The sequence below is a fragment of the Streptomyces sp. SID12501 genome (assembly GCF_010550245.1).
Taxonomy (GTDB): domain Bacteria; phylum Actinomycetota; class Actinomycetes; order Streptomycetales; family Streptomycetaceae; genus Streptomyces.
Map to the genome: position 1 here is coordinate 1 of NZ_JAAGLU010000052.1, position 22,708 is coordinate 22,708.

The following is a 22,708-nucleotide window of genomic DNA, read 5'->3' on the forward strand; positions in this document are numbered from 1 at the left end:
CCCAGCCCTTCCGTGAGCGCCGCCAACTCCTCGGCCCAGCCATCGACTTGCTCAAGACTCACATCAACCAGCATGTCCAGACAACGTCAGCAACGATCAGAAGTCACATGATCTGAGGCTGTAGTACTAGTCCAACCGCAGTACGGCAGTCGGGTGGCTCACCGGCCGAAAGTGTGCAACTGCCAGAATACCGCCATGTCCAACTCGTATGCGCAACCCATCCTTAGAACAACGGACCTCTCAGAAGGATTGCGAATTGTCGAGCGGTTGCTCAGGATCGCCAACCTCAGAGAACTTGAAGTCGATTTCGAGGCACAAGTCTCCTCGACGCAAACCCTTTCAGCACTGCTGGAGTTGCTGCCGGATGTCGAGTGGGGGACACAAGGAGACGCGGGAGGCTCATCCAGGAAGGGGGACGATCCGTCGGAGCATCTCCCGATCTGGCTGCGGGCCTGGGCCATGCCACCAGAGACTGTGGAGCCGTTCATCAAGGCGGTGGGCGACAGCCCAGCCACGGTGCGGTGGGACTTCGCGGGCTGGCCCGAGGCCCCTGAAGTGGGGCTGAATGCGGGCGGCACCAGGGGCGCGTTCGTAACGCTTTGCGCAAATGTCCGCGACCTCGAACTGGAGGAGCCCGCGACCGATCACACGGTTTTCGTCCACGTCAAACAGGTCGAGGCCGAACGCGCACCGTGGCTCGCGACTCAGGTCGGCCTGACGGTGATCGGCGATCTGGTGGAGGCTCCGTACTGAGCTCCTGCCCGTGCACACGCACGCAGCAGTCGGGGGGCCCACCGGTCGAAGACGCGCGAGTGGCAGAATACCGCCATGTCCAACTCGTATGCGCAACCCATCCTTAGAACAGCGGACCTCTCAGAAGGATTGCGAATTGTCGAGCAGTTGCTCAGGATCGCCGACCTGCGGGCTCTCGAGGTCGATTTCGATGTTCGAGTTTCTTCGACGGAGGTTCTTTCACCGTTGCTGGAACTGATGCCGGACGCCGATTGGTGGGCTGAAGGGGGCCGGGACGGCTCTTCGGACGAAGGGGCCGATCCAGCGGCGTGTCTCCCCATCCGCCTGCGCGGCTGGGCCATGCCGCCCGAGGCGGTGGAGCCGTTCCTCAGAGCGGTGGGGGACAACCCTGCCTCGGTTCGATGGGATTTCAACGCCTGACCCGAGGCTCCTGAAGTGGGTCTGGATATCGGCGGCACAAGAGGTGCTTTCATGACGTTGTGCACAAACGTCCGCGATCTCGATCTGAAGGAGCCCGCGACCGACCACACGGTCTTCGTCCACGTCAAACAGATCGAGGCCGAACGCGCTCCATGGTTGGCGGCTCAGGTCGGCCTGACAGTGATTGGCGATCGGGTGATGGCTCCGTACTGAGGTACCGGGAATCAAGCCGGTGGATCCGGGCTCAGCCAGACCGAACTTGATTATCTGACACCCTGCCCAAACTGACCGGCATCTTCCGAAACGAACCGGACCGCGGGATTTGCCGGATCGAACCGCGGAAGGCCAGGAGGTAGGACCGGGGCCAGGACATCGAACGTCCTGCGCATTGCCTCGTCCGAGTACCCCGAGATCGTCTCGGTCGCCTGCAGGACGGCTCCACCCGACCCTAGAGGGACGACTCGGTAGAAGGCGCCGGTCCGCTCCAAGGAGTCAGCCCCGCCCAACTCTTCAGTCAGCTCTTCGGGGCACACCGTGACCCAAGCGTAGCCGCGAAGGAAATGCCGCGCATCGGCAACAGACCTCCAGATTTTTTTCCTCAAGACTGCATCGAGGTTCGTCTTTTGCTTCATCGGTTCACCTACGCAGACCCGACCGAATGCGGGGTTGACCGAGTTCAACGCCGAGACAAGGAAGTTGACGATGGAGGTGCAGAATACTACGTCGTGGACTCTCGACGTATTGTCTCCGCCCAGCAAAAGCTGGATTTCGACGTTAGGCTGCCTCACCAGAATACTCGAACTATGTACATGCACCGCCGGCCGCTCCGAGTCCGAGAGCGTGATCAGTACATCCGCGACTTCAGGGGCACGCATCAACTCCTGGCGCATCGAGCCCCATTCACCCAAGGAAAGCGAGAACTCCTTAAACTTCTCACTTTCCCGCATCTGCGACGTCGCCAGTGATGTGGCGGAGTCTCTGCGCTCAAGTTCCAGGAATTCCGCCAGCGGCCCGGCGAGAGCCGCCTCGAACCAGGACGCGATTCCCTTTCCCACCCCGCCTTCCGCCCTGGAATCGAGGGTCACACTCACTAGCAAGCTCACCGAAGACCTCCTTGTTCACACCGTATGCCGTCAGTGCACACCCGATCCATCTGCCAATGGACACCTCTGATGCGATTCGGGCAGCTCTTGCACCCGTCTCTCAGCTGGCCCAACGGCCCATGCAAGTGTGCACGTCCGTACGAGGCGGCTCCCGAGGCGCCCGATGTCCAACGGCCGACCAAGAGCCATCAGAAACGTTCTAAGCAGCGAGTTCATAGAGGATAGTGGCCCCGGCACCAATGCCACGGCCCGCTGGCGTCATCAGCACAAACCCCCCAAGAGCAGACAGAACCTGAGCAGTCTCCGTGCCCCAGAACGATCCCTGTCCCGGCGGAAGCGTCTCGTAGAAACCCGTGGTTGATGGCGAAGGGCCAGCAGTCGGCTGACTCGACGAGCGAGGGATTGCCTCCGCGTTCGGGCTGGCCCCGGGCGTGGGACTCGGAACTGCGGACCTCTGCTTCCTCCTGTCGCTGTCGGTTCCGTAGTAGCGCATCCCCTCGTAGCTCTGATCGGACCACACTCTCCCTTTTTTGTTCGCCCCATACATGAAACTCCCGGAGGTGAGCGCCGGGCCCACATCGACCTCTCGATCGTCCCCCTGCCCCTCCAAAAGCTCCTGCAGCTTGTTGACGTAGCGCTCAAGCTGCTGCGGGCCCTTCACAAACGAGTACTGGTGTTCCTTGGACTTCGCCGCGGTCTTGCTGGCGTTCGGCTTCACTTCCCAGATGTAGACCTCCCCCTTCGCCCAGAAGATCACATCCGCATGGCCCTTACCCCCCAAGCCATCGGCCTTGGCGCCCGGAATCAGGTTGGCATCCCTCCCGCCAAGGCCGACATCAACGGTCACATATCCCTCGATGCCATTCGTCTGCGCCCAGCTCGCAGCGGCGAACCCAGTCGTGCAAACCGCCGCGTCATGCGCGCTCGACTGCATCGACAGGCAGTTTCCGAGGTTCGTCCTGCCTCCATTACGTTCGACCCCGGTGGTGTTGCCGTCCCCGCCAGATACAGTCTCCCCAGCAGGACCACCAGGGGTCGCGCTCTCGGAGCCAGAAGATCCGTTGGAACGTGGTTCGCTGTGACCGCTTCCGTCGTCGATCCACAGACCCGTCGGGTCTGAGTGGGAGACCGGGCTGTTGTTGGAGTATGCGTACCCGTTCATCTGGAGCGGGTCGGCGAGATCGATGACCGGGTCGGCCGAGAGGAAGCGCCCCGATTTCTGGTCGTACTCCCGAGCCCCGATGTGCGTCAGACCAGTTGCCGCGTCGTCGATGCCGACGCCCAGGTAGCTGCGCTTGTTGGGCCACGTCGTCGGTTGAGCGCCCCGCACCTCGCCATACGGCTTGAACGCCCGCCTCGTGACCGCCTGGCCGCTCGACAGTTCTACCGACGTGTTCGCCGTACCCAGATGGTCCGCGAGAAGCAGGTTCAGCTTGTGGCCCGTCGTCGCGCCGTTGCTCGTCGTGCGGACCACCGTCGGGGCACCCGGGTGGGCATAGGAGCGGGAGGCTCGTGTGATCGTGCCGGTGGAGTCCGTCGTCACCTCGGTCTCGCCCAGATGGAGGGTCGAGCCCGTCGGGGAGTTCTCCAGGACGCGGTTGCCGTCGGCGTCGTAGACGTAAGTCATCTTCTTGCCATCGTCCGTGATCGTCTGAAGCCTGTTCTCGGACGTCCAGGTCAGATCCTGGGTCGTGGAGGCGAGGTCACGGACGGTGGTGTTGCCCGTCGCGTCGTACTGGTAACTGCTGCCCTGGCCTGTCGGGTTGGAGACGACGTAGCCCAACGTGTGTGGCTGCTTGCCCCCGTCGTGGCCGTAGCCGTACTGAAAGGTGACGGTCTTGCTCGCGTCCGCCGGGTCGTGTTCCGTCAGCGTGGTCCGGTTGCCGAGCCAGTCGAAGGTGAACGACTGGCGGTAGGACGCGCCGCCCGTGGCGACCGTGCCCTCGGCCGGAGCCGCCGCGGCCAGAGTCGAGGTCAGCGAGGCATCCGGGTTCGATGCGTCCGCCAACGCGTCGGGGGCATCCGCCACCGGGCCCGACGACAGCGCATAGTCGTCGCGGGGGCCCCACGTCGTGCCGCCCGCCGACTTGCAGCCGATACCGGTCGTTCCGTCGGGCCTAATGTTCGACGTCCAGGCGTTGACCATCTCGCCCAGCGCGTCGTACGTGTAGCACTGGGTGTCCCAGGTCTCGCCCGAAGAGTCCTGCATCAGGCGAGCGTTGGACGTGATCGTGCCGGAGGCATCGTAGGAGTAGGCGGCGTCCGTGATGCGGTGCGGGCCTGTGGTCTCCCGGTCCGCGATCGTGCGCTGGAGACGGCCGGTGTGCGGGTCTACGAAGTTCGTCGTCCAGACACGGTAGGGCTGCGCCCCGGACACCGTGCGCAGGGGCTCGCCATACGGCGAGTAGGTCACATCCGACGTGTACCAGGCCAGACCGGACGTCGACTCCGCCAGACCATCGCCGTTGTAACGGGTGACCACCTTCTCCCTCGGCAGCCCGCCCACCGCCGGCAGCGTCACCGACGACAGCTTCCCCGTGGGGGTGTAGCTGAACGAATACGCGTAAGTGCCAGCCAGTCCCGTCGTCATGCTGCTGGGAGGAACGACCGTTTCGTGGCCGGTTGGCCGGTAGCCCACGTCGTAGCCAGTGACGCGGTTTATGTAACTGCCGTTCTCAGTGCGCCGGGTCGAGGATGCCTGCTGACCGAGCCCACCGGGCAGGGAGTCGTAGGTGAACTCCTTAACAGGCGTGGCGGTTTCGGAGCCCTCACGGATCTTGGTGATTCGGTTCAGGACGTCGTACTCCATGTACGCCGTCTGCTGGCGGGCGTTGGTCAGCTTCTTGGTTCGGTCCGCCTCGTCGTACTCAGTGCGGGTGGTGCCGGTATCCGGGTCGGTGGTGGACATGAGCCTGCCGCGGGCGTCGTACATGTAGGTCCAGGCGTTGCCCGCCGGGTCAGTGACCTGATCACGGTTGCCCCGGGCGTCGTACTCGTACGACGTCGTGCGCCACTGACTGGAGTTGGTCTTCGTGAACTGCTGGACAGAGGCGACCCGGCCGAGCGCGTCGGTGAACGTCTTGTACGACGGTGCGGTCTGTCCGGGCGGGTCGACGAAGGTGCTGGTGTCGCCGTGCGTCGTGTATGTCCCGTACTTGAAATTGCCGTCATGGTACGTCGACTGGCGGACCTGGCGCTCCAGCCCGTCGTAGCGCAGTTTGACCCAACTGGGGATCAGCGTCTTGGACTTGGGGGCAAAGAGTGCGGCGGCCGGTTCGCCCTTGGCGAGGTAGGCGCCCGTCTGCTCGTCGGGCAGGCCATGGTCGTTATAAGTTACGTCGGTGACGATCCGGCCTGGGCCGTGGGCCTCGGACTGAGTCTGGACCTGACGCATCAGACCGTCATAGATCGTCACCTGGCGGCTGTAGGAACCGTCGTCCTTCAACGTGCTGGTCATGATCGTGGCGGGGCGTGTCGTCTCGGACGTCGCGATCGCGGCCTGGTACTCGATCTCGACATCCGGTGTCTGTGTCCCTGTAGATCGTGCCGTCGACCAGCCCTTCACCAGACGTCCGAGAGCGTCGTACGCATTGCGCGTGACATGGCCGTTGGGGTCGGTGACCGTGAGCGCCAGGCCGCGCCCCGGGTCGAAGGCCATCGTTGTCGCGTGATCCTTGGCATTGATCGTCTTGATCTGCGTAACAGGACCACCCGCATCAGCAGGGGTGTACTGGGTCTCGCTGGTACCCACGCCCGGGCTGGTCACGGTGCGGAGCCGCCCCAGCGGGTCGTAGGTGTTTCTCGTGATGACCGAGTGGGATGTCCCTGTCCCATCGATCTCGGCCACCGAGGTGGGCATGCCTTGAGTCGGAGTCGCTCCGTGGGCCAGGTTGTCGTAGTCGGCCTGTACCGAACTGATCAGCTGAGTGACAGGGTCGCCCGTGTCGTAGCCCGAGCATGGCGTGGCGGTAGTGCGGCGCTCCTTGGCCAGGCCGATCAGCCAGGCGGATGTGTTGTGAACGTAGAAAGTCTTGGAGCAGGTCCGTTCGGAGAGAGTCTCGGCCGTCCCGTTCGGCTTGACCACGGCCGTCTCCACCTGGACCGGCAGGCCGTACGTGTCCTCGACCGACGTCAGCGTCCGCACGGCCTGCCAGTCCGTGCTGGTCGGCTGCGCCTTGTTCCCGACCGTCTGGATGGCGTCGGTGCGCTTGATGCCGCTGCGGTGGGCGAGCAGCGGGTCCATGTCCACGCCGGTCTCGGCCTCCCGTGGTCGGGACGCGGTCTGTTTCGACCACGGGTAGTTCAGGGTGCGCTTGAGGATCCGTTTGTCGGAGCTCGCGTACTTGATGGTCTCCGCAGTCATCCCCGCGTACTGCCGTGCGTCGTCCGCGAGGAGCGTGTATGTGCCGGTCGAGTCCTTCACCTCACCTCCGGTGCCTTGGAAGTACCTGGTCACTCCGTACGACTGGGACTGCGGATCTCCGATCTGGGAGGTCGACTTGCTCCCCTTGGTGACCGCGACCTGGCGGTAGCCGCGCCAGTCGCTGAACGTGCGCAGGGCGGGGCGCGTGAACTCGTCGTCCGACTTTGACCAGGCCGGGTCCGTGTAGGTGTACCTGGTGTGGACCGGCTTGCCGTGAGACGTGACCTTGTCCGTTTCCGTCACGGAGTGGACCACATATTTGTTGAACCACGACTTCGCGGGGGTCTTCTCGTCGCCGTCGGGGGACCAACGGACCGGGTAACAGGTGCCGTTGTCCTTGCCCTTGTCCGTGGACGGTTCGGTTCCGCAGCCGCCCTTGTACTCGACCTCGATGTCGCCGCCGTACTCCGTGGCGACCGTGCCGATCCGAGGCCGGGTGAAGCCGGGACGCTGGTCGTTCGAGCCGCTGGGGACCAGGTTCGGAAGCTGGCGGTCTTTCAGACGGCCACGCAGGGGCGAGGTCGAACCGACGGTGTACTGGGCGAAGCTGATGCCGGCCTCGGACTGGAGGGTGCCGGTGGTGTCGCCGGGGGCGAAACCACGGCGAGTGATCGAGTTGAGCCAGAGGCCGGGGGACGTGTCGTACCAGTCCTCCGGGAAAGACTGGTGGAGCGTGTACGTGTCAACCTTGCCCAGGCCACTCTGGGCAGCGCGAGCTGCCTTCGTCGTCACCGTGTCCAGGCGCCACTGCGTCCAGAAGGACGGGAAGGCGGGGCACAGCTTCGACGTGGACTTACAGTTGAGGTTGCCGGGAGTGTCCCACCAGGGGCGGTACGCACCCGGGTCGTCCGTCTTGGCGAAGTTGGTGGCCGTACAGACCGTCTCCGACTTGAGGCAGCGCTGCTTGACGCCGAAATCAACCGTTGCGGACGGCTTCGTCAGGTCGGCGCGCATGCCGTACTCGATGGTCGTGGGGTAAGCGTAACGGTCGTACTGCTCAGGTACCGTGAACTTCTTCTTCACGGCGTAGTAGTTCTTCTCCTGGTTCCAGCTGACGACCAGGGCGTTGCCGTGGACGTCGACGACCTTGTCCAGGCCCCAGCGCCAGGCCTGCTTCTTGCCCGCGCCGCAGCGGGAGTCGGCGAAGGCGGCGGACATGGCAGGGTTCACCCAGGTGGTTGCCGAAGACAGGAACGGTGGAGACAGAGTTGGTGTCGGCGTGGCCGCCGCCGACTGCGTTGAGGCCGTAGTAGTAGTTCGTGCCGTCCGTGGTGGTGACGATCCAGTACTCGCCGTTGTTGTCGCCGTTGCTGCCGCCGCTCCGGTGCTCGACCCGGGTGCCGTCGTCCTGCTGCGGGCGGTAGATCTCGGTGTCTTCTTCCGGTTTGCTGCCCAGGTCCAGGGGGGCGACACGCACCAGTTCCGTGGTCTTGCCCATCAGCGACATCACCGCGTTGAACGACACCCAGCACAGGTCGGACGTCTTGTCCTTCTTGGCCGTGTTGTTTGGCGTGCCGGAGTTCAACGTCTTGCGGTCGTCCTGGCAGGCCCGGTAGCGGCGCTCGATGTGGCCGGGGTCGAAGTCCCAGCCCTCGCCGATCCAGGAGGCCTGGGCCGAGGAAACCGCCGTACGGCCGTCAACCGTCTGGGAGTTGTAGGTGAAGGAGATGTTAGGCGCCGGGCCTGCGGGGGCAGCCGGAACGGTCAGCGGGTACGACCAAGTGAACGCGCCCGAGGAGCCGCCGGCCTCCCATTTGCCGTTGGAGGCGAGCGGTGTGGCCTTGAACGAACCTCCAGCGCCGCCGCCTGAGTCGACTGCCCCGATGACCGCGGTGTCGCCACCGGCAGCGACCTGAGTCGCCGAACTCCGGTAGGAAACCTGCGCTATTGACGGCCCGCCAGCACTAGAGTCCGCAACGGCAGCCTGAGTAACGGTGCCGTCCGCCGCGGTGTCGACCGTGGCCGTGATGGCCTGGGCCTTCGTGTCGTTGGCCGTGTCCAGTTCCTCGTACTCCTGGCACGCCTCGACGTCCGGGGTCGTCAGGTAGCACTCGGGGAATTGCACGAAGCGCAGGCGCGAGGCCCAGTCGGCACCATAGAGGTTCTTGAACTTGGTGTAGTCGAGCTTGACCGAGAGCGGGACGGAGCCGGTCGCCGGGGCCTGGACGGTGACGACGGCACCATCGACGCCCTGCGAGACGGCTGCGGTGCGGTCGAAGACCTTGACCTGCCAAGTGCCGGTGGGCGCCGCCTGGTCGGGCGCCTGTCCGAGGCTGACGGGCAGGTCTTCGACAGGCGTCAGGGCGACTTGTTGGGCGGTCGCGCCCGCACGTGCCGCAGCCTGTCCGACGGTAGTGCTCGCGGCCGAGCCGAAGCTGACCGTCCCGGTGTCGGCCGGAGGCACCACAGCTGTCCCTGTCGGTGCCTGTTCCAGGTCCTCGGGGACGTCGACCTTCAAGGTCTCCAGGTCCCGCTCGAAGACCTTGCCCGTGACGGGCTCCTCCTCTTCGAGCGTCTCCAGCTCCAGCGTTTCGCGGCCTTCCGAGGCAACGGTCGGGTCTGGCGGCACCGCCAGCGACTGAGCGGGCAGCAGGCCCACGAGCAGGACTGCTCCGATGGCGGGTACGAAGGCCGTGCGCAGTCGGCGCACATGACCCGCACGGCGACGACGGGCAGGCGAAAGGCGACCGAACACGACGAGATCCCCCCGGACCACGTAAAGCGGGACCAGGATGCGGACCACGCGTGATGGCGTAACAGATGTCGCAGATTCTGTGACGGCTCTGTGGTGTTTCGCTAGATCACCTGTGCGGATGTGATGATCGCCACGGTACGTAACATCTTGCAACGGTTGGTGATGGGCGGAGTGTGACCTACCCGAGGTAAAGGAATGCACTGCCCCTTTGTGATCTACTACGCAATTCTTAACTTCCCTTTACAAATACCGCCCAAAACGGGGAAGTTAAAGATGTTTCATGGCGATTTGACGTCACAGGATCGCGCCACAAGACAGTTGTCAGCGGGCGGAGGCAATCACCAATACGTGCTCGGCGATTGACGTACTCAATCCGACCCCGCCTTCGCAAAGCGTGACGACAGCCGACTCGTGGGCCATCATCGGCGGGTCCGGGCGCCCCCTTGTCTCGCGCCCGGTTCCAAGGGGGAAGGGGAACTCGCCCGATGACGCGCAACCCGCGCAGCACGCGCGACCGGCGCCGCATGCCTGGAAGTCGGACCACCGCCGCCGTACTCACTGCGGCCCTCGCCGCCACCGGCGTGGTCTTCGTAGGCCTCGGCCTGGACGATGCCGACTCCGTCGGTGAGGCAGACCGTGCCCGGAACCCGAAACCGGTCACCGAGGCCGCAGCGATTACACACGCCGCGAAATCCGGGAAGCCTGTCGAGGTCACCGCGCTGCGCACGGCGCGCTCCAGCACCTGGGCCCGGCCTGATGGCCGCATGGCCAAAAAGCTGTACTCCTCGCCGATCCGGGCCAAGGTCGGCGGTGAGTGGAAGCCCATCGACTACGACCTGCGCCGCACCAAGGCCGGCTGGGAACCCGAGGCCACCAACACCCGGATCGTGTTCTCGGCCGGTTCCGAGAGCGCCGAGGCACGCGGGCAGGAGCGCTCCTCACGCGGCACCGTACGCCGGGTCTCTCTGCTCAAAGGAGTCAAGAACGCGACCACAGCCGTGTCGGACGAGACCGCGACTCCCCTGGTCACTCTGACCGTTGAGGGGGGCTACGACATCCAGCTCACCTGGCCCGGCGCCGTTCCCGCCCCCATCATCGACGGCTCGCGGGCCCTGTACCCGGAGATCTTCCCGGGAGCCGATCTGGTCCTCACCGCCGAGGACGACGGCTTCGCCCAGCTCATCGTGCTGAAGAACCGCCAGGCCGCCGCCGATCCACACGTCCAGCAGCTCTCGTACGGCATCAGCGCCCCGGACCTGACCTTTCGGCTGGACCCGATCACCGGCATCCTCACCGCAGAGAACGCCTCTGCCGCCGAAGTCGCCATGTCGCCAACCCCGTTGATGTGGGACAGCAGCGGAGCGCCGGCCGTCACGGACGGCGGTGTGGGCGCCACCGCGCAGCCGACGGCGCCCGAGTCCCCTGTCCCCACCGACGAGACCGTTGCCACGCCCAGCGACAGTGCCAGTGCGACTGAGGAAGAGTTGGTCGAGTCGGACGAACAGACGGACGCCGACCCGGAGGACCTGCCGTCGGCCTCCGACGGCCCCGCGCCGACCGTGTCGGAATCCCCGCTACCGTCCGCACCGCCCGAGCCGACTCCCGCCCCCTCGCAGACCGGCTCGGCCGCCACGCTGAGTCTGCCGTCCCTCGACGGGCCGTCCCCCGACTCACACGGCGAGCTGGTCGAGACCGACCTGTCCGGGACGAACTGGCTCCTCACCCCCGACCAGGACTTCCTCGCCGACCCGGCCACCACCTACCCGGTGTTCGTGGACCCGTCGGTGAAGAAGCACACCCAGAACTGGACCACGGCCTACAGTCGGCACCCCAACGCGACCTTCTACAACGGCAAGGGCTTCAACAAGGGCGGGACGCACGAGGCCCGCGTCGGCTTCGAGTCCGACACCTGGGGCACCTCACGCTCGTACTTCAACATCGCCTTCGACAAGGACCTGAAGGGGACGAAGATCGAGAGCGCGAAATTGCGCCTGCTGGAGACGTACTCCTGGTCGTGCAGCGCCCGTTCGATGACCGTGCACCTCACCGGCGAGATCAACTCCCGTACCAACTGGAAGAACGCTCCTCGGCTGCATGACGGCAACAAGTTCGCGACCAAGAGCTTCGCCCACGGCTACAAGTCCGGCTGCCGGGACGCGTACGAGACGTTCGACGTGCGCAAGGCGGCGCAGCAGCGTGCCGACAAGGGTGACGACACCATCACCTTCGGCATGCGCGCGAGCGACGAGCACTCCCAGTACGGGTGGAAGAAGTTCCAGGCCAACGGCGAGAACGCGCCCGTATTGGAACTCGTCTACAACCGCAGGCCGACCGCTCCCGATGCACTCGACCTCGGCCCCGACGCCAAGTGCACCACCACCAAGCCGTACGTCCGTATGGGCGCCGGCAGTGTGACCTTCACCGCCAGGGCGTCCGACAAGGACAAGAACCTCGACTACCTGGACTTCGACCTGTCTCCGACCGGAAAGTGGAGTACCACCGGCGACATGCTCGGCGCCACAGGCACGGTCTCCGTCGGCGGCGACAAGGGGACGGCGCTGCGCACCACAAGCGCCTTTCCGACCAGCAAACTGACCAACGGCACCCTGTACTCCTGGCGGGTACGGGCCTTCGACGACGCGGGCACTTCCTCGAGCTTCTCGCCGGCGAAGACGCCGTGCCGTTTCATCCTCGACCTCTCGGCACCCAAGCCGCCCAAGGTGAGTTCCACCGACTTCCCCAACGCCGACGGCAATGAGAACGGCTTCGGCAACGGCGCCGAGGACGCGAACTGGAGCACCAAGAAGTTCGGCACACCGGGCTCCTTCACGGTGCGCGCCCTCAACACGGACGTGGTGCGGTACGAATACGGGTTCAACTCGCCCAGCTATGCGTTCACGCTCAACCGCACAGCCGGAACCGCCGTCACGGTCAGCGCGATCCTCGCGAACGCCAAGCCCCCGGCCGCCGGTCCGAACGTGCTGTACATCCGAACCGTGGACGGCGCGGGCAATGTCTCCGATCCGACGAAGTACCTCTTCTACGTCACGCCACGCGACCAGGCCGACGCGCCCGGAGACTTCACCGGTGACAAACTCGCCGACATGATGGTCGTCACCGGGGCCGGCAATCTGGGGATGTATCCCTCCCAGGCCACCGCCACCGACCTCACCCAGGGCACCGGCGACCTCGTCGACTACTCAATGCCCGGCGGCTACCGGGGCAACCCGGACAAGGACCCCAACGGCGACGACCTGCCACCGTTCGTCCAGGCTCCCGACGGGCACTTCAAGGGCGCCTTGATCACCCACAACGGTGACATCTACGGCGGCGACGGGCTCCAAGACCTCGTCGTACGCCTCGGCTCGAAGCTGTGGGTGTACCCGGGCGACGGGTACGGCGCCGTCAACATCGACAAACGCCGGGAGATCCTGCTGCCGGAGGGCGCGCCGAGCCCGTCGACCCTGACCCAGATCGTGTCCGCGGGTTTCGCCACCGAGTTCGGACACACCGACTTCATTGGCACCATCGGCGACCAGTTGTGGGCCTTCACCGGCTACCACGGGGCGACCGTTGGCGGGACGGTCCGGCTCTCGACGTCGGGCTGGACCAACCGGGATATCGTCATCGCCCGGGACGTCAGTGGTGACGGCATCACCGACCTCCTCTTCCGGGACAACGTCACGGGCAAACTGTGGCTCCGAAAGGGCGTCGCCGCCACCACCGGCGGAGTCGACCTGACCTCACTGGGCAAGGAAGGCACCGACACCGAGTACGGCGCGGCCGGCTGGGGCAACACCAACATGTTGCACCTGATGGGCACGCCCGACGTCAACGGCGACTCCATCCCCGACATCTGGGCCGTACGCTCCGACGGCACCGTGCGGGTCTATTCGGGTGGTAGGACGAGTGTCGTGGCGGGATCCGGCAAGGAGGTCATCGGCGCGGCACCCTGGTGGCAGAACCGGATCGCCGTCGGCTGATCGGTCGAGGTGCTGCGAGTACCGAATACACCGTCGTGGGCCTCGTTTCCTGCGGAAACGGGGCCCTCCGGCGTGCCAGGCACACAATCGGGTGACGTGGCCTGAAGGGGACACACCTGTTCCTCACGGCCTACGATGTTGGACTCGACGCCAGGCCCACAGGAGGCACGTGATGTCCGCAGCATCCGTCGAGCGGCACCATGGCGACCGTCCGCTGATCGCGGAGGCGCACCGCCTCATGGAACGCAATCCGGGCAACCGCGTCGAGATCATCGGAGGCCAGATCCTCGTGTCCCCGTCCCCGGGCGGCCCACACGCAGATGCTCTGACGAGTCTCACGGTTCCCTTCCTGGCGGCAGGACTGCACGGACCGGAGTCACGGGTGCTACAAGAAGTCGGACTGTGGCTCCCCGCTGGTCCGGAGGACTACGCGATCCCTGATCTCGCGGTGGTGGACGCCGACTACAGAGACAGCCATGTCGAGAACAGCTGCTACGACCCCATCTGCTTCCGCCTCGTCCTGGAAGTCACGTCCAGCAACTACCAGACAGACCTGCGTACCAAGGTCGCCGCCTACGCCGGCGCCAAGGTCCCGGTCTACGTCATCGTCGACCGTAAGCACCAGCGCCTCCATGTACTCACTGACGCGGCCGAGAACGACTACGGCAGTCACCGCATCCACGCCCCCGGCGAACTCGTCACCCTCCCCGACTCCATCGGCGCCAAAGTCACCCTCGACGTGGCTGCGATCCTCGACGCCGGGCAGCCGAAGCGGACTCCCTGATCACGTACGTCACAGCGCCCGTCTGCCCGCCCCAGCCTCCCGAGATTCCGCCGACCATCCCCTTACCCTGACGCCATGTCAGATGACGAGTCGTACGAACTGCTCGGTTTCGACAACGTGCTGCTGCCCGTCGGTGAGCTCGCCGAGGCGGTCGCCTTCTACGAGCGTGCCGGGTTCGGTGTCACCGCTCGGGTCGACGAGGCCGGGATCGCCGTGCTGAGGGTCGGGGCCGAGACGCCGGGGCTGCTGCTGCGGGTCGAGGAGGCGCTCGGGCACCGGGAGCCGCCGTGGGCCTCTCCCCGGATCTGGCTGGAGGTGCCGGACGCCAAGGCGGCGGCCCGCGCTCTGGCCACGGCCGGCATCACCCCGCTCGACGCCCCGATGTCCGTGGCCACGGGCTGGACCGTCGAGATCGCCGATCCCTGGGGCAACGTCATCGGCTTCACCGATTACACGAAGCGGCCGGAACTCGCACGGTCGTGAACCCGGGCGATCATGAACCCGGGCGGCGATTGATCGCCGTCAGGTCGATGTCGATGTCGAAGGGCACGGCCAGCTTGAGGCGGTCGTGGAAGATGCCGGTGAGGGCGTAGGCCTTGGTGGCGGGGTCGAGTTCGTAGACGTAGACGACGGGGAGCCCCTTGTCTGCGTCCTGCTCGACCCGCCAGAAGTGGGGCACCCCGGCCGCCGCGTACTTGCGCGGCTTGACCTCGCGGTCGCGGTCCCGGGTGTCCGCGGCGACCACCTCCACCGCCAAGAGGATGTCCTCCGGCTCGTACCAGGTCTGGTCCGGGCCGGCGTTCGCTGTCTCCGGGAAGACGATGAGGTCCGGTTCGGGGCGGTTCTTGAGGTCCAGCTTGACGGTCATTCGCGCCAGGACGTCGAGGTGGCCAGGAGCCTGTTCCAGCAGAGCGTGCTCCAGCAGGCGCAGCGTGCGGGAGTGGAAGCGTGTCGGCGGGCTGACGAAGACCAGGCTCCCGTCGAGCAGTTCCGTGTGCCTTGGGAGACCGGGGATGCGGTCGAGGTCGTCGGCGGTCCAGCCCTCCGGGGGCGGGATCGGCCAGCGGTACGGCGGTTCGGGGTCGAACCACTCATCCCTCTCTTCTTTTTCGCGTGTGGCGCTCACATCTGTCCAAACGCCGACAGCCCACCCCGGTTACTACTTGAACGTGTTCAAAAACAGGTCTACAGTCTCCCCCGTAAGCACTTTTGAACGCGTTCAAGTCGTTCAAGAGGCTCGGGGAGAAGGACGAGACATGGACCTCACAGTCGTCGCATACGTCATATACCTGCTGGTCAGCGTCGCGTTGACCGTCTGGGTCGCGCGGACCCTGAGCAGCAATGGGCGGGTTTTCCTCGCCGATGTGCTGCAGGGGAACGAGAAGCTTGCCGATGCCGTCAACCATCTGCTGGTCGTCGGGTTCTATCTCGTCAACCTCGGGTTCGTGGCCCTCTATCTCAGCGGTGACGGGGACATCGCCAGCACCCGGGAGGTCTTCGAGGCGCTCTCGACCAAGCTCGGTGTGGTGCTGCTCGTGCTGGGCGTCATGCACCTCGCCAACGTGTTCGTCCTCAGCAAGATCCGCCGGCGGAGTGTCATGGAGCGGGAGCAGGTCCCGCCCGTCGCGCCGCAGGGCTGGGTCACTCCCGCGGCCGGGGCGTGACCACGATGAGCCACATTGAAGCGGTGGGGTCGGGGGACAACACCACCGCCCGAGCGGACCGGGACGCCACGGGGGGCGTTCCGGTCCGCCGGCTCACCGTCCTGTACGACGCCGAGTGCGAGCTGTGCACGTTCGTGCGCGAATGGCTCGCGCGTCAGCCCCAGCTGGTGCCGCTGGCGTTGGTTCCGGCGGGCTCGGAGCGGGCACGAGCGCTGTTTCCGACCCTCGACCACTCCGCCACCCTCGCCGACGTCACCGTCGTCGGGGACTCCGGGCAGGTCTATCGCGGCGCCGGTGCCTGGGTCGTCGTGCTGTGGGCGTTGCGTGAGTACCGGCCGCTCGCCCATCGGTTCGCCACCCCGGCCGGGGCCCTGCTCGCCAAGGGTGCCGTTCTCGCCGCCGCCAAGTGGCGCGGGAGCCGGTGGGGTACCGACAGCAGTGGCCGCCCCTTGTACCGGCGGCCCGACGGGTGGTCGTACGATCCCCGCTTCGGGTGGGTCCACAACCCGCCTGGCACCCAGCCCGGCTGTGACAGCGGCACCTGCTCCACTGGTTAGGCTCCTTCCGTGTCAGCAGCGAAAGACAGCCCCGAATCCTCCGAGTCCCCTGAGTCCCTTGAGCCCTCCGCTCCTGCTCCCGCCAAGAGTGAGCAGACCCGTGCGCTGATCCTGGAGACGGCCATGCGGCTGTTCAAGGAGCGGGGGTACGACAAGACGACCATGCGGGCCATCGCCAAGGAGGCCGGGGTCTCCGTCGGCAACGCGTACTACTACTTCGCCGGCAAGGAGCACCTGATCCAGGGCTTCTACGACCAGCTGGCCCGCGAGTACCAGGAGGCCGCGCGGGAAGTCCTGGACCGGGAGACGGAGTTGGAGGCGCGGCTGGCCGGGGTGTACCGGGCCTGGCTCGATGTGTCCGCTTCGTACCACGAGTTCGCCGTGCAGTTCTTCAAGACCGCCGCCGACCCGAACAGCCCCCTCAGCCCCTTCTCGCCCGAGTCGGAGCACGCGCGCACGCAGGCCATCAACGTGCACAGGGAAGTGCTCGCCGGGTCCAAGGCCAAGGTTCCGGAGGAACTCCGGGACGTGCTGCCCGAGTTGATGTGGCTGTCCCAGATGGGCATGGTCATGTACTGGATCTACGACCGTACGGAGGGCCGTGAGCGCACCTACCGGCTCGCCGGGCGCGGCGCCCGGCTCACCGCCCGTGGTGTGTCCCTGGCCCGCTTCCGTGTGCTGCGCCCGCTCGTCCACGAAGTCCACGACCTGTTCAGCGACTTCCTGCCGGGCATGACCAACGCCCTTCCCGAGGACCCCGGGAAGGGCGAGAAGGCCAAGTAAGCCGCAGGGAAGGTCAGTTCACCGCGTCCGCTTCCTCCTCCGACGACTTCGACGTCTCCGACAGCTCCGACGCCTCCGTCAGCTCGATGTCGTACACCAGCGGGCCGTCCTCCACCGTCACCTGTCGTGCCCGGGAGCCGTACGAGAGCGCTGTCGCCGCCAGCAGGTACGTGCCAGGGGCCGGGACGGAGAGGATGTACGAGCCGTCCGCCAGGGAGGTGACCCGGTCCAGTTGGCGTCCGCCCTTCGACCGGAGGGTCACCGTCGCGCGCTCCACCGGCGCGCCCTCGACGTCACGTACGTAACCGTGGACCACCGAGGCGCTGCCCGCCTGTCGGAAGGGTTCCGTTGTCTCCGGTTCCTCCTTCGGCTCCACCGCCAGGTGCGGCAGGCGCTTCTCCAGGCCCGTCGGCAGCCACCAGTTGGAGTTGCCGAGCAGGTGCATCGCGGCCGGCACCAGGGCCGTACGGAGGATGAACGCGTCCAGCGCCACCGCCGCGGCGAGGCCGATGCCCGCCATCGCGCCCTCCAGGTCGCCGCTCAGGACGAAGGCCGAGAAGACGCAGATCATGATCAGGGCCGCGCAGTTGATGACCCTGCTGGTTTCCGCGAGGCCGACGCGGACCGCCCGTGCGTTGTCCTTCGTGTGGACCCATTCCTCGTGCATGCGGCTCACCAGGAACACCTGGTAGTCCATCGAGAGGCCGAAGAGGAGGGAGAGCATGATCACCGGGAGGAACGCCGTGATCGGGCCCTCCTTGCCGATGCCGAGCAGTTCCGTGCCCCAGCCCCACTGGAAGATCGCGACCAGGACGCCGAAGGAGGCCGCCGCCGCGATCAGGTTCATCAGCGCGGCGGTCAGGGGGACGATCAGGGAGCGGAACGCCACCATCAGGAGCAGGAAGCCCAGCGAGATGATCGCCGCCACGAAGTACGGCAGGCGGTCGCCCGTCACCGCCGCGAAGTCCTTGAAGATCGCCGTCACCCCGCCGACGTGGGCCTCGGCCCCGGAGGCCGGGATGACCTCGTCGCGCAGACGGTCGATCAGCTGGTCCGTGGCCTTCGACTGGGGTGACGTCGTCGGGACGACCTGGATCACCGTGATGCCCTGCGACGGAGGCGCCGCCGCTGCCTGCGCCACGCCCTCCGTCGTACGGATCGTCGCGACCAGCGCGTTCGCGTCGCCCTTGGCCACCACCACCTGGAGCGGGCCGTTGAAGCCGGGGCCGAAGCCCTCCGCCAGCAGGTCGTATGCCTGTCGGGTGGTCGTCGACTCCTGGTGGTTGCCCTGGTCGGTCGCGCCGAGCCGGATGGACAGGACGGGAAGCGCGAGGATCAGCATCGCCAGCAGGGCCATCGCCGCGGTGGAGCGCGGGCGCCTTTCGACGTACGACGACCAGCGCGCCGCCAGCCCGCTCGCCTCGGCCGACTCCGGTCCCGTCGCGGCCAGTCGGCGGCGCTGCCTGCGGCTGAGGACCCGCATGCCGAGGAGGCCGAGGAGCGCCGGGAGGAGGGTCGTCGCGGCGAGGACGCTCAGGACGACCGTGAGGGAGGTCGCGACGACCACGCCGTCCAGGAAGCGCATGTTCATCACGAGCATGCCGGCGAGGGCGATACACACCGTGCCGCCCGCGAACAGCACTGCTCGGCCTGAGGTGTTGAGCGCCGTCACCGCGGATTCCTCGGGCTTCATTCCGCGCAGGATGCCCCGGCGGTGCCGGGTGACGATGAACAGCGCGTAGTCGATGCCGACGCCCAGGCCGATCAACGAGCCGAGCAGCGGAGCGACTTCGGGGACGTCGGTGACATGGCTGAGGAGGGAGGTGGCCATCAGACCGGTGCCGAGGGCAGCTATCGCGACGACGAGCGGCAGCAGCATCGCGAAGAGGGAGCCGAAGGCGAGGAACAGGACGACCGCAGCGGCCAGGATGCCCACAGTCTCGGCGATGCCGGCGGGCGCTTCCTCAGTCCTGGCGATCGCCTGGCCGCCCAACTCGACCTGGAGTCCGTCGCGTTCGGCGGCCTGGGCGGTCTCGACGACGTCCTCGACCGTCGCCTTGGGCACCCCGTTCGCCTGCTCGGTGAAGGTGATCTGGGCGTAGGCGATCCGCCCGTTCTCGCTGATCTGGGCGGCGCCGTCGGCGGCGTATGGGCTGGTGACCTCGCCGACCCCCGCCATCTTCGCTATCTCCGCCAGCTTCGGCTCGATCCGGGACCGTACCGATTCGTCGCGTACCGTGCCGTCGTCGACCTTCCACACGACCGTGTCGGTGTCGCCCGAACTCTGCGGGAAGGCCTTCTCCATCAGGTCGTACGCACGCGTGGAGTCCGTGTTGGGGAGGGAGAAGGTGTTCGCGTAGTCCGTGCCCGCGGCGGAGCCCGCGAAGCCCAGTCCGAACACGGCCCCCACCCATATCAACAGGACCACCAGCCGGTGCCGATAGCACCACCGCGCCAATGTCTCCACGCTCAACACCCCTTGTTCGTCAGGTTGGTCGGTCTGGTCGGTCCCCCAGGTCCTGGGCAACAGGATTGGTGGTGACGCGCGGGCGTGGACACCGGCCGGCCATGACTCTCAAGGAACTCCAAAGCGCGAACCGGGTCCGGCTGCCGGTGGCCCCGCCGATACTGGGGGCATGACCGCTACAGGCACCGTGCTGGTGGTGGAGGACGAGCCGAGCATCGCGGACGTCCTCGCCATCGCCCTGCGCTACCACCGCTTCGAGGTGATGGTCGCGGGCACCGTCCGCGAGGCGCTCACGCTCGCCGGGCGCACCCGCCCGGACGTCGCGCTGCTCGACATCATGCTCCCGGACGGCGACGGGCGGGCCCTCGGGCGTGAACTGCGCGACCGCAGGCCCGAGTTGGCTCTCGTCTTCCTGACCGCGCGGGACGCCCCGGGGGAGATCGTCGGCGCCCTCGGCTTCGGCGACGACTACATCACCAAGCCGTTCAACATCGATGAGGTGGTAGCGCGGATCACCGCCGTGCTGCGGCGGACCCGGCCCGCCGACGTGCTGCCCCAGCGGCCTCCGCTGCGCTACGGCGACCTGGAGCTGGACGAGTCGACGTACAGCGTGCACCGCGCGGGCGGCACCGTCGAGCTGACCCCCACGGAGTACGCGCTGCTGAGGTTCCTGGTGCGCAACGGCGGCCGGATCGTGCCCAAGGAGCAACTCCTGCGGCACGTCTGGCAGTACGAGCACACGCCGCACGAATCGACCATCGTCGAGACGTACATCAGCTATCTGCGGCACAAGCTCGACGCACTCGGACCGCCCGTGATCACCACCCGTCGCGGTGTCGGATACGGGCTGGCATGAGTCTCCTCGCGATCGGAATGGGATGGGGGCGCGCCTTCGGGGCGGGATGGGGTCGCACCTTCCACTGCAAGCGTGGTATCCACTCCCTGCGCATCAAGCTGACGCTGGCCAACGTGGTGCTGCTCGCCCTCGGCATCGTCGTGGCGACCTCCGTGAGCGTGATGGGCATGCGGCTGTATCTGCTGGACAGCGTCGACACCCAGCTGATGGGCTCCCGGGACTCGATCGGCAGTTCCCGGGTCACGCTGGAGCAGATCGACTCGCTGACCGCGTTCGCCGCCCTCACCGACAGGTATCGGCACGCCTCCGGTGACGGTGACGGCGGTGGCAGTGGCAATGGCAGTGGCAGTGGCAGTGGCAGTGGCAGTTCAGGGGAGTCCGGCTCCACGAACGGCGGCTCCACGGCCACCGGTTCCAGGACCACCGGCCTCTCGAACGCCGACTCCCTCGTGTCCGACGGCATATTCGTCGTCGTCGGCGAGAAAGGGCAGGCCATGCCCGTCGCCAGGTTCGAGGCCACCGCCGCCCAGCGCGCCCTCGCCGCCGCCGTCTCCGACCCGGCCGCCCTCGCCCGCGACGACGAACCCCACGACATCCGGGTACGGGACGCCCCCTACCGCGTCACCGCCGCCCACCTCGCCGACGGCAAGACCGTGCTCCTGGCCACCTCGACGGACGCCCTGCACGACGTCCTCGGCAAGGCCCTGAAGCTCGATCTCGCCGTCGGGACACTGCTGTTGGCGCTGCTCGCCGTGCTCACGATGTTCAGCGTGAGCCGTCGTATGGCGCCCCTGGAGGACATGGTCGAGACGTCGACGGCCATCGCCGAGGGCGATCTCACCCGCCGTGTCCCCTCCAGCCGTGACGCCACCCTCGAGGTCGAACAGCTGCGGGTCGCCCTCAACACCATGCTCCACCAGGTCGAGTCGGCGTACCGCACCCGCGAGCGCAGCGCGGCCCAGCTCCGCCTCTTCGTCGCCGACGCCTCGCACGAACTGCGCACCCCGCTGTCCGCGATCCGCGGCTACCTCCAGCTGTACGACAAGGGTATGCTGACCGACCCGCAGGAACGCCGGCGTGCCTGGGACCGGATGAACGGCGAGGCGGACCGCATGGGCCGTCTGGTGGACGAGCTGCTGACACTGGCCCGTCTCGACCAGCAGCCCGAACTTCGGCTGAGAAACGTCGACTTGAGCCGCCTGGTGCGGGACGCGGCGGAGGATCTGCGGGTCCAGGAACCGGACCGGCCGATCAGTGTGGCCGCCGACGGGGCGATCCTGGTGCGGGCCGACGAGTCGGGGCTCAGGCAGGTCCTGGGCAACCTGGTGGGCAACGTCCGTACGCATACGTCCGCCGATGTGCCGGTGCGGCTCGGTGTGGAGCGGGTGGACGGTGTCGTACGGCTGTGTGTCGCGGACCGGGGGCCCGGGCTGGCGCGGGAGGATGCGGCGCGGATGTTCGACCGGTTCTTCCGGGCGGGGGGTGGCGCGGGGAGTGGGCTGGGGCTGGCGATCGTGCAGGGGGTTGTGCTGGCGCACGGCGGGGAGGTGAGTGTGCGGACCTCGCGGGGCGAGGGGCTGGCTGTGACGGTTACTTTGCCTGAGCGGGTTGTTTGTCCGTGAGTGGGGGGCGAGTTGGCCGGTTTGTCGGCTGCCGGTCCGTCGTGGCTGGTCGCGCCCACGCGGCGGAGCCGCAGAATGACACAGCCCCGCGCCCCTTCGGGGGCGCCCCTAAAGGGGCGCTGTGACCAGCGCCCATACCGTCTTGCCGTGTCGTCCTCTGCTCCATACTCCCCATGCCTCCGCGATGTCCTCGACCAGGTGGAGGCCGCGGCCGTGTTCCTCCCAGTCCGTCACCTGGCGGAGGCGGGGTTCTGTCGTGCCCTCGTCGGAGACCTCTATGAGGCAGGAGCCGTCGGAGAGTGCGGTCACGGCGACCTCGAACTCCGGCTCCAGGAGGGGGCCGTGGCGTACGACGTTGGTCGCCAGCTCGGAGACGAGCAGGACCGCGTCGGCGAGCGCCGGGCCGTCGGTGCGGTGTCCCCAGTCGGCCAGATGGTCGTGCACCCGGCGCCGGGCGAGCTCGACGGACGCCGGGTGCCGGGGCAGCCGGAAGGAGTTGCGCCTCAACACGTCTGCTCCTCACCCGGTCCACACCATCAGCACATCTGATGCTGCGTTGGGTACCCTCCCAGCGTCACCTAGTCCGCGTCAGCCGTTC

The 22,708-nt window shown here is 66.8% G+C and carries 15 protein-coding genes and 1 pseudogene; 11 read left to right on the forward strand and 5 right to left on the reverse strand.

The window, feature by feature from the left end; translation table 11 throughout:
- Positions 1-195: 195 nt before the first annotated feature.
- From G3I71_RS40365 to G3I71_RS51780, 3 genes are all read left to right on the forward strand, one after another.
- Positions 196-753, forward strand: a complete 558-nt coding sequence (locus tag G3I71_RS40365; RefSeq protein ID WP_164323064.1) for a hypothetical protein — start codon at positions 196-198, stop codon at positions 751-753.
- Between the two features lie 75 nt (positions 754-828).
- Positions 829-1,173 (forward strand): hypothetical protein, encoded by a 345-nt coding sequence (locus G3I71_RS51775; RefSeq protein WP_239149642.1) that lies wholly within the window; start codon positions 829-831, stop codon positions 1,171-1,173.
- 15 nt (positions 1,174-1,188) lie between these two features.
- Positions 1,189-1,386, forward strand: a complete 198-nt coding sequence (locus tag G3I71_RS51780) for a hypothetical protein (protein ID WP_239149643.1) — start codon at positions 1,189-1,191, stop codon at positions 1,384-1,386.
- Between the two features lie 50 nt (positions 1,387-1,436).
- Here the strand turns inward: G3I71_RS51780 and G3I71_RS40375 are convergent, their stop codons facing one another.
- Together G3I71_RS40375 and G3I71_RS40380 are read right to left on the reverse strand one after the other, a co-directional pair.
- On the reverse strand, positions 1,437-2,276 hold the full coding sequence (locus tag G3I71_RS40375) for a DUF3396 domain-containing protein (protein WP_164323066.1): 840 nt from the start codon (positions 2,274-2,276) through the stop codon (positions 1,437-1,439).
- Positions 2,277-3,378: 1,102 nt separating this feature from the next.
- Positions 3,379-9,340 (reverse strand): annotated as a pseudogene (locus G3I71_RS40380) (RHS repeat-associated core domain-containing protein); the annotation flags it as partial.
- 539 nt (positions 9,341-9,879) lie between these two features.
- Here G3I71_RS40380 and G3I71_RS40385 point away from each other — a divergent pair.
- From G3I71_RS40385 to G3I71_RS40395, 3 genes are all read left to right on the forward strand, one after another.
- Entirely contained in the window at positions 9,880-13,377 is a 3,498-nt protein-coding gene (locus G3I71_RS40385) for a DNRLRE domain-containing protein (protein WP_164323068.1), read from the forward strand.
- A gap of 172 nt (positions 13,378-13,549) precedes the next feature.
- Positions 13,550-14,161, forward strand: coding sequence for a Uma2 family endonuclease (locus G3I71_RS40390; RefSeq protein WP_164323070.1), 612 nt, complete (start codon positions 13,550-13,552; stop codon positions 14,159-14,161).
- 75 nt (positions 14,162-14,236) lie between these two features.
- On the forward strand, positions 14,237-14,644 hold the full coding sequence (locus G3I71_RS40395; protein ID WP_164323072.1) for a VOC family protein: 408 nt from the start codon (positions 14,237-14,239) through the stop codon (positions 14,642-14,644).
- Positions 14,645-14,654: 10 nt separating this feature from the next.
- Here G3I71_RS40395 and G3I71_RS40400 read toward each other — a convergent pair whose 3' ends face one another.
- Entirely contained in the window at positions 14,655-15,287 is a 633-nt protein-coding gene (locus tag G3I71_RS40400) for a Uma2 family endonuclease (protein WP_343243223.1), read from the reverse strand.
- A 130-nt stretch (positions 15,288-15,417) separates the two neighbouring features.
- Here G3I71_RS40400 and G3I71_RS40405 point away from each other — a divergent pair, with 130 nt between their 5' ends.
- Genes G3I71_RS40405 through G3I71_RS40415 form a run of 3 tightly spaced genes read left to right on the forward strand, consistent with a single transcriptional unit; the run spans position 15,418 to position 17,165 of the window.
- A complete protein-coding gene (locus G3I71_RS40405; protein ID WP_164323074.1) occupies positions 15,418-15,825 on the forward strand; it encodes a hypothetical protein in 408 nt (135 codons plus the stop codon).
- A gap of 5 nt (positions 15,826-15,830) precedes the next feature.
- Positions 15,831-16,382 carry a thiol-disulfide oxidoreductase DCC family protein gene (locus G3I71_RS40410; RefSeq protein ID WP_164323076.1) on the forward strand — a complete coding sequence of 184 codons (552 nt, stop codon included), beginning with the start codon at positions 15,831-15,833 and terminating at the stop codon, positions 16,380-16,382.
- A 9-nt stretch (positions 16,383-16,391) separates the two neighbouring features.
- On the forward strand, positions 16,392-17,165 hold the full coding sequence (locus G3I71_RS40415; protein ID WP_164323078.1) for a TetR family transcriptional regulator: 774 nt from the start codon (positions 16,392-16,394) through the stop codon (positions 17,163-17,165).
- A 13-nt stretch (positions 17,166-17,178) separates the two neighbouring features.
- Here G3I71_RS40415 and G3I71_RS40420 read toward each other — a convergent pair whose 3' ends face one another.
- Positions 17,179-19,623 (reverse strand): MMPL family transporter, encoded by a 2,445-nt coding sequence (locus G3I71_RS40420; RefSeq protein WP_164323119.1) that lies wholly within the window; start codon positions 19,621-19,623, stop codon positions 17,179-17,181.
- Positions 19,624-19,801: 178 nt separating this feature from the next.
- Here G3I71_RS40420 and G3I71_RS40425 point away from each other — a divergent pair, with 178 nt between their 5' ends.
- Together G3I71_RS40425 and G3I71_RS40430 are read left to right on the forward strand one after the other, a co-directional pair.
- Positions 19,802-20,488: a response regulator transcription factor gene (locus tag G3I71_RS40425; protein WP_164323080.1), complete on the forward strand. Its 687-nt coding sequence runs from the start codon at positions 19,802-19,804 to the stop codon at positions 20,486-20,488.
- A gap of 17 nt (positions 20,489-20,505) precedes the next feature.
- Entirely contained in the window at positions 20,506-22,110 is a 1,605-nt protein-coding gene (locus G3I71_RS40430; RefSeq protein WP_239149647.1) for a HAMP domain-containing sensor histidine kinase, read from the forward strand.
- A 108-nt stretch (positions 22,111-22,218) separates the two neighbouring features.
- Here the strand turns inward: G3I71_RS40430 and G3I71_RS40435 are convergent, their stop codons facing one another.
- Positions 22,219-22,620, reverse strand: a complete 402-nt coding sequence (locus tag G3I71_RS40435) for an ATP-binding protein (protein ID WP_164323082.1) — start codon at positions 22,618-22,620, stop codon at positions 22,219-22,221.
- Between the last annotated feature and the right edge of the window lie 88 nt (positions 22,621-22,708).